This window comes from Hamadaea sp. (assembly GCF_013362815.1).
Lineage (GTDB): Bacteria > Actinomycetota > Actinomycetes > Mycobacteriales > Micromonosporaceae > Hamadaea.
Genome location: NZ_JABFVK010000089.1, coordinates 37713 through 53440 on the forward strand (window position 1 = coordinate 37713; position 15728 = coordinate 53440).

Annotated in this window: 9 protein-coding genes; 6 read left to right on the plus strand and 3 right to left on the minus strand. The window is 65.7% G+C overall.

The annotated features are described in order from the left end of the window. Positions 1-125 precede the first annotated feature (125 nt). The 3 genes from HOV77_RS30580 to HOV77_RS30590 are packed head-to-tail and all read left to right on the plus strand — an operon-like array spanning position 126 to position 3453. A complete protein-coding gene (locus tag HOV77_RS30580; protein ID WP_290868465.1) occupies positions 126-1094 on the plus strand; it encodes a hypothetical protein in 969 nt (322 codons plus the stop codon). Continuing rightward, entirely contained in the window at positions 1091-2518 is a 1428-nt protein-coding gene (locus HOV77_RS30585; protein WP_290868469.1) for an O-antigen ligase family protein, read from the plus strand. Before HOV77_RS30580 ends, HOV77_RS30585 begins: the two co-directional genes overlap by 4 nt. After that, positions 2515-3453, plus strand: coding sequence for a TIGR03621 family F420-dependent LLM class oxidoreductase (locus HOV77_RS30590; protein ID WP_290868472.1), 939 nt, complete (start codon positions 2515-2517; stop codon positions 3451-3453). Before HOV77_RS30585 ends, HOV77_RS30590 begins: the two co-directional genes overlap by 4 nt. A gap of 1 nt (position 3454) precedes the next feature. Here the strand turns inward: HOV77_RS30590 and HOV77_RS30595 are convergent, their stop codons facing one another. After that, the gene (locus HOV77_RS30595) at positions 3455-4525 is read right to left on the minus strand and encodes a glycoside hydrolase family 16 protein (RefSeq protein ID WP_290868475.1); all 1071 of its coding nucleotides are present in this window, start codon (positions 4523-4525) and stop codon (positions 3455-3457) included. 152 nt (positions 4526-4677) lie between these two features. Between HOV77_RS30595 and HOV77_RS30600 the strand changes: the two genes are divergently transcribed. From HOV77_RS30600 to HOV77_RS30610, 3 genes are read left to right on the plus strand one after another with little or no spacing between them, the layout of a single operon-like run. Then, positions 4678-5790 (plus strand): hypothetical protein, encoded by a 1113-nt coding sequence (locus tag HOV77_RS30600; RefSeq protein WP_290868478.1) that lies wholly within the window; start codon positions 4678-4680, stop codon positions 5788-5790. Positions 5791-5847: 57 nt separating this feature from the next. Beyond that, the gene (locus HOV77_RS30605) at positions 5848-7347 is read left to right on the plus strand and encodes an oligosaccharide flippase family protein (protein ID WP_290868481.1); all 1500 of its coding nucleotides are present in this window, start codon (positions 5848-5850) and stop codon (positions 7345-7347) included. Continuing rightward, complete coding sequence (locus HOV77_RS30610; protein ID WP_290868484.1) at positions 7334-8215, plus strand: glycosyltransferase family 2 protein; 882 nt, start codon at positions 7334-7336, stop codon at positions 8213-8215. The genes HOV77_RS30605 and HOV77_RS30610 overlap by 14 nt, the downstream gene beginning before the upstream one ends. Before the next feature lie 250 nt (positions 8216-8465). Here the strand turns inward: HOV77_RS30610 and HOV77_RS30615 are convergent, their stop codons facing one another. Both HOV77_RS30615 and HOV77_RS30620 read right to left on the minus strand, forming a co-directional pair. After that, positions 8466-8774: a hypothetical protein gene (locus tag HOV77_RS30615; protein ID WP_290868487.1), complete on the minus strand. Its 309-nt coding sequence runs from the start codon at positions 8772-8774 to the stop codon at positions 8466-8468. Then, on the minus strand, positions 8759-15658 hold the full coding sequence (locus HOV77_RS30620) for an RHS repeat-associated core domain-containing protein (RefSeq protein ID WP_290868490.1): 6900 nt from the start codon (positions 15656-15658) through the stop codon (positions 8759-8761). The genes HOV77_RS30615 and HOV77_RS30620 overlap by 16 nt, the downstream gene beginning before the upstream one ends. Between the last annotated feature and the right edge of the window lie 70 nt (positions 15659-15728).

The following is a 15728-nucleotide window of genomic DNA, read 5'->3' on the forward strand; positions in this document are numbered from 1 at the left end:
GGGCCCCGCTCATCTACGATCGAGCTGCTGAACACCCGCTCACCTCGGCCGCGACCCAAGACGCAAGCAGCGCCGCTCGCGGATGCGACCTGATTCAATCTATGCCGATCTATGGAAGGAAGACGGTGGACTTCTGGGACCTCGCGAAGGTGCTCTTCCGGAACTGGGTTGTCGCCGTGCCGATGCTGCTGCTGACCACGGGGCTGACGGTTCTGACCTTCAGCGCGATCAAGCCCGACTACGTCGCCACCGCCTTCGTCCAGCTCGTGCCGCCGGCGACGCCCGTGCCGGCCAAGGTCGGCGAACCGGCTCGCGTACAGGTGAATCCGTGGCTGGGCCAGGGTCTGCAGACGCTCGGCAACGCCGCCATCGTGACTGTGCAGGAACAGTCCGTCGTGGAGTCGATGAAGGCCGCGGGTTACACCGATTCCTTCACCTTCGAAATGGGCGGCGACAGCCCGATGGTGAAGATCGAGGCCGTCGGCAAGTCGAAGGCGCAGGCCTCCAGCACCGCCGACGAGCTGGTCGCCCGCTACACCGAGAGCGTCACCACGCTGCAGAAGAACGAGCGCGTGATCGACGCCGACCTCATCGCCGCCCGTCGCCTCGACCGGGGGACGAACGTCGAGAAGTCGAACTCCAACGTCAAGCGCGCACTGGTCGCGGTGTTCGTCGCCGGTCTGATGCTGACCGTGGCCGCCACCGTCGGCTTCGACGCGCTGCTGCGCTCGCGGGCTCGCCGCCGGGCCGGGACGATGTCGGCCGCCGACCTGGCCGCAGCCCGGGAACGCGCCGTCGGCATGGCCTCCGGCGTTCGGCTGAGCAGCGTCGGCACGCTCTACCGACCCCGCGCCATCACAACGGCCGGACCGTCCGGCGGTTCTCCGCCGGAGGACGGGTCCGCCTGGTCGGGCGCCGATCAAACGGTGGTCTACCGGACCGTCGACCAGGTGATCGAGCCGGCCGACATCGCGGAGGCCACTGAGGACGAGGAGAAGCCCGAGGTCGAAGACGCGACGCTGGTGCTTCCGTCGTTCACTCCCGTGAACGGAGTGGAGATCCCGCGCCCGTCGGCCTGGCCGAGCAAAGAGTGACCGACGGCCTGGCCGAGCGGCAAGTGACCGACGTCGCCGGCCACCGAGCGGATCTGGAACCGTCGCTCGTCTCCCGGCGCACGTACGCCACTCGCCGCCGGGTCGGCAAGGTGGACGCCGCGCTGGTCCTCTGCCTCGTGATCGTGACGATCGGGCTCATCCCGTTCAACCTGATCGTGCCCGGCATGACCGACCTCGGGCGACCGGGCATCATCGTGGCCTTGGGATTGTTCGGCTGGTGGTTCATCTCCCGGTTCACCACGCATCTGTCCATGCGAGGACCGCAACCGCTGCGCTGGGCGTTGCTTTTCTTCATGATGAGCGTGCTGATCTCCTACGCCGTCGGCTTCATCCGCGGGTTGACCACGATCGAGGCGAACGGCGCCGACCGAGCGCTGCTCTTCTTCTGCGCACTGGCGGGAGTCATCCTGATGACCGCCGATGGCCTGCCGAACTGGCAACGCATCCGAGTCGTCGTGAACGTGCTCGTCTTCGTCGCCACCGTGATGGCGATCATCGGGCTGATGCAGTACGTGTTCCATCTGGATGTCACCCAGTACATCGCTATACCGGGATTGCAGTCGAAGCTTGATGCGCTCGGCTTCATGGCACGAGGCAGCAGTTACCGGGTCGCCAGCACGACCGCGCACTACATCGAGCTCGCGACAGTGCTCGCCTTCGTCCTCCCCTACGCCGTGCACGTGGCCCGGTTCGCCGAGCGCCGCCGCCATCGCCAGCTGGCACTCTTGGCGGCAGGAGTCATCGCCGCCGGCGTCGGGACGACGATCTCGCGTACCGGAATCCTCGCGATCGGCGTCATGTTCCTGTGCCTGTTCCCGGTCTGGAACTGGCGAATGCGCTTCAACGTGGCCGTGCTCAGCGTCATCATGCTCGGCGTTCTGGCGGCGGTGAGCCCGGGACTCTATCGCAGCATTTTCGCGATGTTCTCCGATGCCGGGACCGATACGTCGGTCTCCGCCCGCTATGAGCGCTATCCCATGGTCTTCGCATACGTCGGGCAACATCCATGGCTTGGTAGAGGCACCGGCACGTGGCTGCCTCCGCAGTATCAAATCCTCGACAACCAATGGCTGGTCACGCTTCTGACCAACGGGGTCCTCGGGGTGGTGGCACTGGCCACTCTCCACATCACCGGAATGGTCCTGGCATATCGGGCGCTCAAGCGCGCGACCACCGACGAGTACAGACACTTCAGCACGGTCGCGCTGTCCACGCAGCTCATGGCGCTGCTCGTCGCTGGGACGTTCGACTCACTCGGATTCACGACCTATGCGGTGATCATGGCTCTCTCGCTTGGCTTCTGCGGCGCCGCCTGGCGACTCACCCATCCCGAACCGCAGATCAGGACGTCGACGCCGCGCTGGTTCCTCGGCGGCGCGTACCGGTCGGAGGTGACGCGGTGACCCGCCCGTTCCGTTTCCTCGCCCCCATGCCGCGCCTCACTGTTGCTCCGCCGCACTGGCGCGACGAGCTGCGCCGCCTGGAGGACCTGGGCTTTCACACAGTCGCTGTCTCCGATCACTTCACCCAGGGGTGGCTGATGGAGCCGATCGTCGCGATGACCGCGGCGGCCGAGGCCACAACCACCTTGCGCGTGCTAAGCCTTGTGCTCGGCAACGACTACCGCCATCCCGTGCTGCTGCACAAGGCCATGGCCACGCTCGACGTCCTGTCCGGCGGGCGGGTGGAGATCGGCCTCGGGGCGGGCTGGCTCCCGGGCGACTATCAGGCCGCGGGTCTTCCGCTCGACGCCCCAGGGGTACGCATAGCGCGGCTGGCCGAGTCGGTGCAGGTCGTCAAGGGGCTCTTCGGCGTGGAACCGCTGACCTTCACCGGGGAGCATTACCGCATCACCGACCTCGACGGATTGCCCAAACCTGTGCAACAGCCGCATCCGCCGATCCTGATCGGCGGCGGGAGCCGTCGCGTACTGGGGTTGGCCGGGCGGCTGGCCGACATCGTCGGGGTGAACCCGAGTCTGAAGCCGGAGGCCGCTCCCGGTGCCGCTGTGCTCGACCTGACCGAGGATCGCGTCGCGGAGAAGATCGCGTGGGCCCGCGCGGGCGCGGTCGCCGCCGGTCGCGATCCGTCCGAACTGGACTTCCAGCTCAGCGTGCTGTCGCTCGACGTCACCGACGTACCGGGTGCCCAACGGTGGACGTCCAGCCTCGCACAGGGGGTCGATCCCCAGGTCTTGGCGGCCAGTCCCGCGGTCCTGCACGGGCCGGCCGCGTACTGCGCGGAGCAGCTGCACAAATGGCGGGAAGTGCTGGGCCTGAACCAGTTCCACCTCGGGGGCGACCCGATCGCCGCCGCCGCCGTCCTCGCTCGGCTCTAGCTCAAACCTGCTGGAAGACCCGGATGTAGTCGACCTCCAGCCGCCGGGTCAGGGTCGGGTCCTTCAGGCCGACATTCCAGCGTCGTTGCCAGTCGTTGTCCACCATCATGTGCAAGATGAGCTGCATCGGCTCCTTGGCGATCTGCGCCTTGTTCGTGAACTGCCCGCATTTCTTTCCGTCGATGTACCAGGCGATGTGGTCAGGCTGCCAGTCGACGCCCATCCGGACGAAGTTCTTGGAGTAGTCCTTGACCGCGCAGGCACCGTTGTTGTGCTTGCCGGAATTCGGCGTGTACGACGTATCACGACCGGCGTAGTGGTAGGTCATGTACATCGTCGACGGGTCGTCGCCCAGCAGTTCGAGGATGTCGAGCTCGGTCTGATACTGGTAGTCGGTCTTCGCGGGCAGCATCCAGAAGGCTGTGAAGAAGCCTTGAGTCGCCGGGAATTTGATCCGCGCCTCGACGTAGCCGTAGGTGAAGGCGTAGAGGTACTTCGCTCCGTTCTGGGCGCTCGGCCGGGCCGTCGACAACAGACCCGCTTTGTACGTGCACTTCCCGCTCTGGCACGCGTCATCAGCGAACGCCGGGGAAAGCGGAGCGGCGGTCAGCTTGGCCGTCCCGTTGGAGACCGTCACCTGCGACGGCTGATAGTGCTCACGGCCGTTGTTGAAGGTCGACGTGCAGTCGCCGGTGTTCCAGTCGAAGCACGGACTCAGCTTGCCGTGGTCGTAGTCAGATCCCGTGAACTCCTCACTGAAGGCCAGCCGCCAGGACTTGCCCGCGGCCGCCGCAACCGGAGGCCCCACTGGCTTCGCGGCCGAAGACTTCGATGGTGATCGAGACGGTGCTCCCGTGAGGGACGGACTCGCGCTGATACTCGGCGACGGCGGTGACAACGGCGAGATCGCCGGATCGCTGGCCGCTGCTGAGGTCGACGGCGAGGCCTCCAGGCCGGACGACGAACGCGTGAGCGCGTATGCGCCAGCGCCGAGGAGCAGCGTCCCAGCGGTGGCGGCAGCAACCGCCCACCAAAGACGGCGCGGAGTCCGCTGCGGCTTAAGGGGTGACATGACGTCGCCGACCGTACCAGCAATTCATCATGATCATTCTTTCCTGTCGGATTTCGGCTGGACGTGTACCCCGAAGCCTGCGATGTAGTTTCCTAAGTCGCCGGACAAGCAGTCCGGCGTCGTCGATCTGCCGGGGGGATATCGTGGCCGCCGTGCGCCCGCCGCAACCGCCACCCCATCGTCGTATCCGCTGGTTCGATCGGTACCGCCGAGCGGTTCTGGCCGGTGGCATCACGCTCGTCGTGATCGGGGTGATCGGCGTCGCGTACGCCGTCCAACGGCCGGACGACGACACGGGAGCGGACACCGGCGCCTCCGCATCTGGTCCGGCTTCCTCTGGCGCAGGGTCCGACCCATCGTCGGCCTCAGCGACACCAGCCCCCTCCGCGTCTTCGTCACTCTCCGCTACCGCCACGCCGAAGCCCAGCCCTTCGTCGGCGGTTCCCCCGGCAGCGGGCGGACCCTGGCCCAATGCCGCCAACACCGGGGTTCCCAGCGGCACCAAGCTCACCACCTACACCGGCCCGTGCACGATCACGTCGGCGGGAACCGTCATCGACGCGAAGACCGTGAACTGCGACAGCCTCGACATTCGCGCCGCGAACGTGACCATCAAGCGCAGTAAGATCAACGGTGCCGTAAGCCTCGACACTGACGCCTCCGGATCGAGCAAATGGTCGTACACGTTGGTCGACTCCGAGGTCGACGCCGGATTGCGGCAGTATCCCGCGGTGAGCTACGGCAACATGAAGGTCATCCGCACCGAGGTACGCGGCGGCGGGGCCAGCGTGCAGTGCGGCGAACATGCGATCAGCTGCACCGTCGAGGACTCGTGGTTGCACAGCCAGCTCATCCCCGACAACGCCAATTGGCACCTCGACGGCTTCCTCTCCAACGGCGGCCGCAACATCCGGATCAGGCACAACACGATCGCCTGCGATCCGCCGACCGCTCCCCCCGGGGAAGGCTGCACGGCCGATCTAGCTCTCCTGGGCGACTTCGGCCCCATCACCGACGTCGTGATCGACAGCAACTACTTCCCGTGGAGTAAGACCTCGTCCTACTGCCTCTACGGCGGCGACGCGCCCAGCAAGCCGTACCCACGCGCCACGTACGTCGTCATCACCAACAACGTTTTTCAACGCGGCCCGAATCGCAAGTGCGCCGCCTACGGCGCGGTCACCGGCTTCAACGTCAACGGCACCGGAAATCGGTGGGCCAACAACAAATGGGATGACGGCAGCCCGGTTCCGCCGCAGAACTAGTCGCACATCCGTCAGTCCGGACGGCCGGAGCGACTGGCCCGGGAGAATTGCGACGCTATGACTACCGCAGACATCGCCGCTGAGGATACTGAAACCGCCGAATCCGCCACCCAATCGATCGGACGGCAGGCGACGCGCGGGTTGAAGTGGAGCCTGGCCGGGACCTTGCTGAACAAGGCCGGTTCCTTCGCACTGGGACTGGCCCTCGCACGGCTGCTGGCCCCGGCCGACTTCGGCGTCTTCGCGGTCGCCTTCGCCACGATGCAGCTGGTCATGGTCATCAACGATGTCGGCCTCATCGCGGCCACTGTGCAATGGCGCGGAGAGCTGGAGGAGATCTCGGCGACCGCGACGACCATGGCGATTGCGTTCAGCGCGGTGATCTATCTGGGATTCTGGCTTGCCGCGCCGGTGATCGCCGAGGTGTCCGCCGTTCCTCAAGCAACAGGCGTGATCCGGTTGCTCACGGTCGTCATCCTCATTGACGGAGCCACCGCCGTCCGCAGCGCGGCTTTGATGCGTACCTTCCGGCAGGACAAGCTCATCCAGGCGAACCTCGTTGGAATGCTCGTCAACGCAGCTGTCGCGATCGCACTCGCCGTGTCGGGGGCCGGGGCGTACGCCTTCGCCGGAGGCCTCGTCGCCGGCACCGCCATCACCGGCGTACTCGTCTTCGTGTGGACAGCCTTGCCACTGCGGATCGGCTTCGACCGCGCCATCGCCCGGAAGCTCCTGGCGTTCGGCCTGCCGCTCGCGGCCAGCCTCGGCGTCGAAGCTATCTTGATCAACGCGGCGTACATCATCGTCGGCCACATCACCGGGGCCACCGAGCTCGGCTATTACCTGCTCGCCTTCAACATCTCGACCTGGGCCTTGAGCATCCTCAGCACCGCTGTCCGATACGTCTCGGTCGCCGGCTTCTCCCGTCTATCCGAAGTGGACACCGAGACTCTCTCGGCCGGCGTACAGGCGTCGCTGCCGATTCTGGTCACGGTCCTCGTGCCGGTCGCGGTGCTCATGGCGATTCTCGCCAACCCGCTGATCGCCGTCCTGTACGGCGTGAAATGGTCCGCCGCCGCTCCGGTGCTGCCCTTCCTGATGGTCCTCACTGTGGTCCGGGTGCTGACCGGATTCGCGTTGGACATCCTGATCGGCTCGGGCGCGACCAAGGCGGCGCTGCGCCTCTACTTGATCTGGGCAACCGCGTTGATCCCGGTTCTCCTTCTCGCGACCGATCGCGGTGGAATCGCCGGCGCTGCGATCGCGCAAGCCGCCGCGGCCGTGCTCGTCGCCCTGCCGACAACGATCATCGCCTTGCACCGACTCGGCGTACGCCTGCGACCGGTCCTGCCCAAACTGGTTCGTCCGGTGCTCGGCGGTCTCCTCGCCGGAGTGCTGGCCTGGCTCGCCACACACTTCCTCGGCGTTCCGCTGGTCGCACTCCTCGTCGGCGGCATCGCCGGCCTGATCGCGTACGCCGTGACAGCGGTCGACCTCAGCCAGGTACGCCGCATGCTGCGCCCCGCCTCCGGAAAGGAAGCTCATGCCGCCGAGTAGCACGCTGATCTCGGTATGCCTGCCCGTCCGCAATGGGGCCGAGCGCATCACGGCAGTAGTGGACTCGATCCTGGCCCAGGATCACTCCGACCTTGAGCTGGTCATCACCGACAACGCCTCGACCGACGACACCGAGAGTGTCTGCCGTGATCTGGCTTCGGCCGATGACCGCATCCGCTACTTCCGCCAGCCGGAGAACATCGGCCTACTCAACAACTTCGTGTTCGCCGGACGTCAGGCCCGTGGCACCTACTTCCGCTGGGTCGGTGACGACGACTGGCTCGCGCCCAACTGCCTCTCCTCGTGCCTGAAGGTCTTCGAAGCCGATGATCGGCTGGTCCTTGTCACGATGGGCGTGCTCTACGATCTCGAGAACGGCGCGAGCGAGACGACGCCCTACCACGGCACCGCACTGACCTCCGACGACCCGATCGAGCGCCTGGCCGAAATGCTGAGGCTCCTCAACAGCGGTTATCAGCTGATCGACCCGTTGTACGGGCTAATGCGCCGCGAAGCCATCATCCCGATTCCGCGCCGGAACATGCTCCGTGAGGACGAAGTCTTCGCCTCGAAAATGGCGCTCGCCGGGCCGTGGGGCCACACTCGCGAGGTACTGGCACGACGAGGCTGGCGAGGCGAAAGCCGCCGGGTGTTGGCGCGCCGTCTTGGCGTACCCGGATGGACGGCGCACGCAGCAACGACGTTGCAGGGCGTCGAACTGATGCGGTGGGTCAACTCCCTCGACGACCTCGAGCCGGACCAGCGCCGGCGCGCCCGTGCTCTGGTTTATCGCTGGTACGCCGGGCGGCAGCGGAACGACTGGGGCCGCCGAAGCCGCAAGCTCGTACGCCTCGCCCAACTCCGCTGATAGGAGGACGCGTACCGCCGAGCTCTGTCAAGCATGCCTCGCGTCGCTACGCTCCGTCACTAATCCGCTGCCTGTGCAGCAGGAGACGGAACCCAACACTGTCGATCCGCAAGGAATCGGTGCCGTGCGATCACCGCCGCGAGCAGCGGGGCGCGCCGCAATCCATCGGCGCGCCCCGCTTTGCATCGGCCGGGAAGCTCAATGCCGCTGCTCGGTTCTCACCCAAGGCGTGAACCGAGCAGCGGTCTCCTTACACGCGGTTGCCCCACTTCACCGAAATCACCGCCAGAGCAGCCACGATCGCAGCTATTCCGACCAGCCACATCAGGACAACCGCAACGGATTCGCGAGGAACAACAGTGAATGCGACGGACTGAACCGCGACTCCACCGCCGAACAGGATCACAGCCGTGCCGAATTGTCGCGGGGTTGGCTGACCCAGGCGAGAGGGAACCCGCGGCGTACGCCCGAGTACAATCGCCACCGCGCCGACGACCACGCCAATCACGCCCATGAACCCGGCGAGCAGGATTGGCCCGCGAATCAGCAGCTCGTCCACCAGGCGCCTCCACCATAGACGGCCGCATTAGCCGGAGCCTTGGCTCCGTAGGCCCAGATTACTTCGCATTTGCCACGCTTCTGTGCGTACCAGGCAACCGTCCAGATCCAGCCGAGCATACCCATGATCATCGTGTAGATGATAGCTCCGATACCTGCCGTGAATGCCCCGACCAATCCGCCGATCACGCCAAGCCAGAACAGAGTGACCTGACCCCAGTCGTAGACCTCGAACGTCTCCTTCTTGGTAAGCTTGATGGCCACATCGCCATAGCCCGCCCAACCGAAGAACGGCACCCAGTACCAGTGCTTGTGCTTGTAGAGATATCTCCACTTACCAGATGTATCCGCACAGTTCAATGAGTCACCCGCGCAGTACTCGTAGGGGTTTGCGTTTCCTCCGAATATCGGGTCGGTCGACAGGAAGCGTCCACTGCCTGGCGCATACAATCGCGCGCCCATCTGCACGAGACCAGCAGGGTTATCGGCTGCGCGCTGTGCCGATCCCAGCCAGCCATAGCGCCGGGTCCCAGCATCGCTGGCGTTCCTCGGCTTCCCCGATTCATCGTATTCTCCGGTGTAGGTCAACCCGACGGCGCCCTCGGCAATGCCAGCCACGAGGTCACCGTGCAAACTGGAAATCATCCAGGTTCGGTTGACGCTGCTGCTTTGCGTACCGACCATTCCGCCGATGCTGACCAGGATTCGTGACATCGAGCCATTACCCTCGTCAGTCCAGATAGGACGATCGCCATCCTCTGAATAGTGGTTACCTTTCGCTGTTATCGTCCCTGCAACGTCATCAGTCCAGGACCTGATCCGGTTGGAGACGACGTCGAGCGTATAGGTGGTCGTACGGTTGCCCTGGCCGACTGTGTGAGTCATGTCGTTCACGTAGTAGGTCATGGTCGCAGATCCCTGATTTGGGATGGCCGTGTCAACGCCGGGCATCGTCGTTGTCCGACCGAGATCGTCGTACGCATAGCCGTTGGTGCCGAGCCGGTCGGCCGCGTCGTAATTCCAATTAGTTGTTCCAGCCGCGGTCGAAGTCTGGCACTCTCCATTCGAACCGGGGCCATAGGTTGTCAGGCCCGTACGGTTCGTTCCCGCACCATAGGAGTATGCCCGCACGGTGCATTGCCCGCTCACGGTGTCCTTTACCTGAACGAGTCGGCCGGCAACGTCGTACGCGAAATCCTGGTTAGAGAGGGTAGAACTGCGGGACAGCCATTGGCCATGGACGCCGGGCTGTACAGACTCCGCGTAGAGGGTGCAGTTGGATGTGCCGCAGCTAGGCAGTCTGTAGGTCATTCCGGTTCCGTCTCCCACCTCGTTGTAGACGGTCTCGACAAGCACCCCATTCGGCCAGGTTTGACTCGTCACCTTGCCATCGGCGTCATAGGCGGCGCTAAAGGTCCCAGCAAGCGAGTCGACGACCTGTGTCGGCAGACCCCTGCGCTCCGAACCGCCGTCGTAGGTGTAGGCCCGCGTTGCAAGCCCATCGTTGGTCGTAGCGACTCGGGACGCGATGTCGTAGGTGGTTGTAGACAGGTTGCCGTCGGCATCGGTGTATGACGTCTGACGCCCGAGGGTGTCGAAAGTGCGGATGATCTGCGCCGTCACTGTTCCCGAGCCGTCCAGGGTCTGGCTGCGGACCGCCTGTCCGCTGTATGCGTCGTAGACCGCGCGGCGCTTCTCCAGAGCCTGGCCGAGACCCGGTGCGCTAATTGTGGTGTCGACCGCCCGGCCAGCGGTGTCATAGACGACCGTCGCAGTACGCAACGTCCCGCCATTGGTCGACTCGGTTGTCGTTACGGGGCTGCCGTAGAAGTTGTAGGTAGTGGTCGTGATCGGCAACTCGGGGCCCGAAGCAGGCTGTCCGCCGGTCTTTGTGATGCAGACTAGGCCGTCCCATTCGGCGTGGCCGCCGCACTGGGGGTAGGTCTCATTGTCGATCGCGGTGTAGTAAACGGTGATCCGCGTGGATGGCGTCGTATCAGACGACCCTCCAGCGGGGTTCGTCTGGGACACGACCCGGCCAGCGCTGTCGTAGGAGTAGCGGGTCGTCAGTGCGAGCCCGTCCGGATCCGTGACCTGACTGATCGGCTGCTTGAGCGCCCAGTCGTAGTCCGTAGTGTTGATACGGGCGTCATATTCGTGGTAGCCGCTGGCGTCCCACTGCATGACCGCCGTCCGCTGCTCGACCAACAACTCATACTGATGGGTGTCGTGAGTACGGACGTTTTCCCACACCAGAGTACCGTTGGTCAGCAGCACCCAGTGACGAGGCTGAATCTCCGAGACATGCCATCCGGTGAAGTCATCGTACTCGTTGATCGTCTGCCGGAAGATCGCCTGCCAATACTCGCTGGTCGCGTCATCATAAGGCGAGGCGTCGAGAGCAGCCTGCCGGTTGCCCGCAGTCAACTCCGCCGAAACCGCGCCCCACTTTGCGTTGTACCAGGTAGTAGAGATTCCGCCGCCGGGCTCCGCAGTGTTGACCTCTCGGCCGTCGGCGTCCATGTAGGTGATGGTGGCGCGCTCGTAGGAGCCGGGCATTGTCCCGCTGGCTTGGTTGCCGCTGGGAGTCTGGGTGGGTGGGTAGACCGCGGTCGCGGCGACCGGCGGAATGTCCTGTGCCCAGCGCTTGGTTTGGTCGTAGGACAGGTCGTAGGGTGCACCGCTGCCCGAGGTGGGCACCCGGTAGACGATCGTCGACACCGCGGTGCCGGCCGTCAGCGCGCTGCGGGAGACCGAGGCGAGACGGCCCTTGCCGGAGTCGCCCGGCAGCGTAGTGAAGGCGAGGTTCCACGGTTCCTGAGCGACAGGTGTGATCTGGTTGAGGATCCCATCGCCGTCGTAGCCGTACTTGGTGACCAGGTGCTGGCCGCCGTCGTGGTCCAGTCGGGGGTCGTAGGCGACACGCAGGCGTCCGTTGGAATCGTACGTGTAGTGGACGACTTCGACGGTGACCATTGCGGAAGTCGCCGGGTCCCAGGCGGTGAAGCTGATGTTCTTGACCCGGCCGGTGTAGTCGCCCCAGCCCGACTCGCTCGTGGACGTGGCCGTCGTGGAGGTGGCGTAGGTGAACCAGATTGCTCGGCAGCCCCGGTTCGACGCGGCGGTCAAGGTTGCGTCACAGGCGATGTTGCCGGGGATCGGGCCTAGCAGCCGCGTCGGGCGGACCACGGTGGCGGAGTCGACCGTGGTCTTCTCCCACGAATAGCTGACCGTGTCCTTCGATCCAGCTGGCGTGACCACGTATGGGTACCAGGTGTCGGCCGGGTCGGGCGTCTGCCGCTTGAACACGGTGATCGCTGTGGACTTGTCGGTGATCGTGTAAGTGTTGGCGGCGCTGTCGTAGGTCAGCGAGAGGTTCTCGTAGCCGAGCTGCGGAGCGTAGCCGGTGCCGTCTGACTTCTCGGTAAACGCGAAGGTCGTGGCGTCCGGCAGCGTCACCGTGACCATGGAACCGTTGCGCGACAGGTCGGTATAGGGAGCGGACATCGTGCCGAACCCAGCGGTCCACCCCGGACCGAACATGCCAGTCCCGTCGGCGAGAGACGCCTTACGAGTGTTGAAGGACCGGGTCACACCCAAGCCAGCAAGCGACACGTCGGCACCAGAGAGTGTGGCGTTGCCAGTGAGTAGGTTGACCGAGGCCGGTCCGACGGACGCGCTGGCCGCGTCGCCCATCGCCTGATCCAGCGCGAACTTGACGCCATCACTGCCCCCGGTGTTTCCGGCCGCGGTGGTCAACAGGGCGCGTACTTGAAGCGGGCCGTCGACTGGATCCGTTCCGGTTTCTGCTGCGTTGACGGTGGCGGCGAGGTCCCATTTCAACGCCGGGTAAGCGCCGCTTCCGGTGGTGGCGACCGGCCAGGTCACCGCTGTGCCACCGGTGTTGAGGCGTACGTCGGTGGCGGGGACCGTCTGCCACGTGTCGGCGTCGGCACGCCGCCATTGCAGGGTCAGCCCGGTTGTCGCCGCGTCTCCGGTCACCTTGACCAGCGTGGTTCCCGCCGTGGTGGTGGAGGTTGTCGGGGACGTGACGGTGCCCGGTGAGCCGATCGCGAACCCGTACGAGGTGACGGGTGACCAGTGGCCGGCCCTGTCGACGGAGACGACCTTCAGGACGTGTTCGCCTATGGTCAACCCCGCGAGGGTGATCGTTCCTGATTCACCGGTGGACACGTCGACCGGCGTACCGGACGGGTCGGTGTCGAGGCCGTAGTAGTAGTGGATGACGTCGGTCGATGTGCCGGGGGCTGCGGTGAACGTGCCCGTTTCGCCGGCGCCGCCAGTCCAGGCGTTGGCGGTCACGGTGTCGGAGGTGATCGTCGGGGCGACCGGAGCGACGGTGTCCACTGTGAACATGAACGTCGAGGTCACGCCCCAGTTGCCCGCCGAAGTCTTGGCGCGCACGTGCAGATACCAGGTTCCGCTGGCGTAGGTGCCGGTGTAGCTGGTGCCCGTCTGCGTGACGGTGGTGCCCGGGACGGTGCCGACGGTCTGGTCGATCGCGACCGAGTAGCCCACGATGGTGCCGCTGGGCGGTGTCCACGAGCCGGTGAAGCTGGTCGCGTCGTAGGCCGCGGTCTGGTCCGGGTGGGTGCTGGAGGTGATCACCGCACCCAACAAGGAAGCGGTGTCGATCTGCACCTTCAAATGAGCTGCGGACGCCGACCAGGTTCCGGCGTTGTCCTTGGCCCGCACGTGCACGTACCAGACACCGTCAGAGGCCACCGTGTTGGTGAACGTCCGCGTACCGGAGCCGAGAAGGGTGGATCCGGAGCCGGTCGAGGACGGGATCGTCGTGGCGTTCTGGTCGATCGTGACCGCGTACGCGTTGATGCCCGACGTGTCGGTCGGCGCGGTCCACGTAGCTGTCACAGTCCGGGAGTTGTACCACTGGGTCGCGATCGGATGCGTCGACGAGGCCAGCGATCCGGGTACGCCGGGAGCGGTGGTGTCGACGTTGACCGCGAAGTGCGCCGCGGTCGCCGACCAGTTCCCGGCCGCATCGATCGCCCGGACGTGGACGTAGTTCGTGCCGTCGGTCAGACCTGTCTTGGTGATGCTCGCCGAGGTCTGCGTCACGGTCGTGCCGGGCAGGGTGGTGGCAACCTTGTCCCAGACGATCGAGTATCCGGCGATCGCCGAGGCGTCCGACGCTGATGCCGTGCCCGCGAACGTGCTGGCGGCGTACCAGTTGGCTGGCGACGCGTGGCTGGTGCTCGTGACGGACACGCTGGATGGGGGTGTGGTGTCGACGGTGAACGCGCACCACGCGGACCAGGTTTGCGGTGTGAGACCGTCACCGGACCAGATGTGGTTGTCGTCGCCAGCGGCATGCCACCGATAGGATGCTCCTTCAGTCAGCTTGCCTGCTGGAATTGCGTAGGTGACGGTGGCGCCCGAGGTTGCCGGGGCAGTGGTCACGGTCGGGATCACGGTGCTGGTGCCGTCGGCGGTCTGGACCTCGAACCGGCCGTACATGCTGCCGCCGTTCGGGTTGCTGATCGTCGCGGCGAGGGTCGGGGTCAGGGTGTTGACCCGCGGCAGGGTGCCGGACGTGGCGCACGCGGTCGACGGGGTGGTGCCCATCGCGGCGACCTTCGACAGCGGCCAGTAGGTGATGTTGATGTAGGGCCAGGCCGACGACGCCGACCATTCGGTGGACCGGTACTGCTTCCAGGCCGAGACGCTGGTCTCGTTGGTGGCCTTCAAACCCATGTACGCAGTGGTCTCACCGGCGTTGGCGGCCTTCTGGAAGAACGACTTCACGTCCACGGTCACATAGCCGTCCGCCCCGTTGGCGCACGCGGGGTCATAGCCACGCGTGAGAGTGGACGACGTTTCCAGCGACGACCACGTCGGCATCGTCGCCCAGGTTGTGCCGAAGGCGCCGGTCAGCCGCCACACCTCCCACGAGGCGGCGGCGCAGGCACCGGACCAGTAGTTGTACAGCGACATCGTCGCCCCGGTGATGTACGAGTGCGTCCACGCCGACGACGACCAGGCGATCCCTGACCGGCGGATCTTCGAATCGGTGTCAAGGAACCCGACCTGCAGATTGTTGTCCCCGGTGTGCGCGGTCGACGAACCCTCGACCCAGAACAGGTCACTGGACGGGTACTGCAACGACAGCGACGGGTCGATCGTGATCGGGAACTGGCGGGAGTTGTCAGCCAGCCAAGCAGCATCGGGCTTCAGCCCCAACGCCAGGCCGGATTTGGCAGTCAGCGCTTGATCGCCGGCACCGGCCCGCTTGCCCGCCACCCGCTTCGACACGCTGGTCGCTACGACCTTCTCGTTCTTCGGCAGCCCACGTGCGTCCGTCGCGGCGTCCCACATCCGCGCCGGCGGCACCGTCGCGAACACCTTGCCCGCCTTGTTCCGCAGCTCGGTCACGCCGTCGGCGCGCAGCTTGTGCGACGCCAGGCCAGCCCCGACCACCGGGAGTGACAGGCTGGCCACCTCGGCCAAGGCGGCCCGGTCGTGCACCACGAACAGCTGCTCGAACCCGGTCCGGGTCGCCTCCACCACCAGATCAATCCCGGGGCGGACATCGGCGTAGGTGGCCCGATTCGCTTCCAGGGTCGGTGTCGTCAGCGCCCCGGTGTACAGCATCGCCACCCGGTCGTCGCCCTTGCCCGACGCGGCGAGGGTGTGCTCCCCCGCCGGCTGAGAACCCGTGATCCGCAGATCACCGGGATGCACCCGAGGCGCGACCGTCCCATCCGCGCCCGCGACGAGGGTCAGATCGATGTCGGCCCACGAGCCGTCCGGCTTCTGGGTGCGTACCGGCACCGCCGTCTGCTCCACCGACCGTGAGCCGTCCGGATTCGCCCACACCCGCTGCGTCTCCGACGTCAACGACAAGATCTCCACCTTGCCGCCACAAACGTTGGCCGTAGCATGCGCGGCTGCCTCATCCGGCCGCGACACTGGA

Bases quoted from the DNA above. Each gene is read 5' to 3' on its own strand.
- HOV77_RS30595 (WP_290868475.1), bottom strand. From the start codon at position 4,525: ATGTCACCCCTTAAGCCGCAGCGGACTCCGCGCCGTCTTTGGTGGGCG.
- HOV77_RS30605 (WP_290868481.1), top strand. From the start codon at position 5,848: ATGACTACCGCAGACATCGCCGCTGAGGATACTGAAACCGCCGAATCC.
- HOV77_RS30610 (WP_290868484.1), top strand. From the start codon at position 7,334: ATGCCGCCGAGTAGCACGCTGATCTCGGTATGCCTGCCCGTCCGCAAT.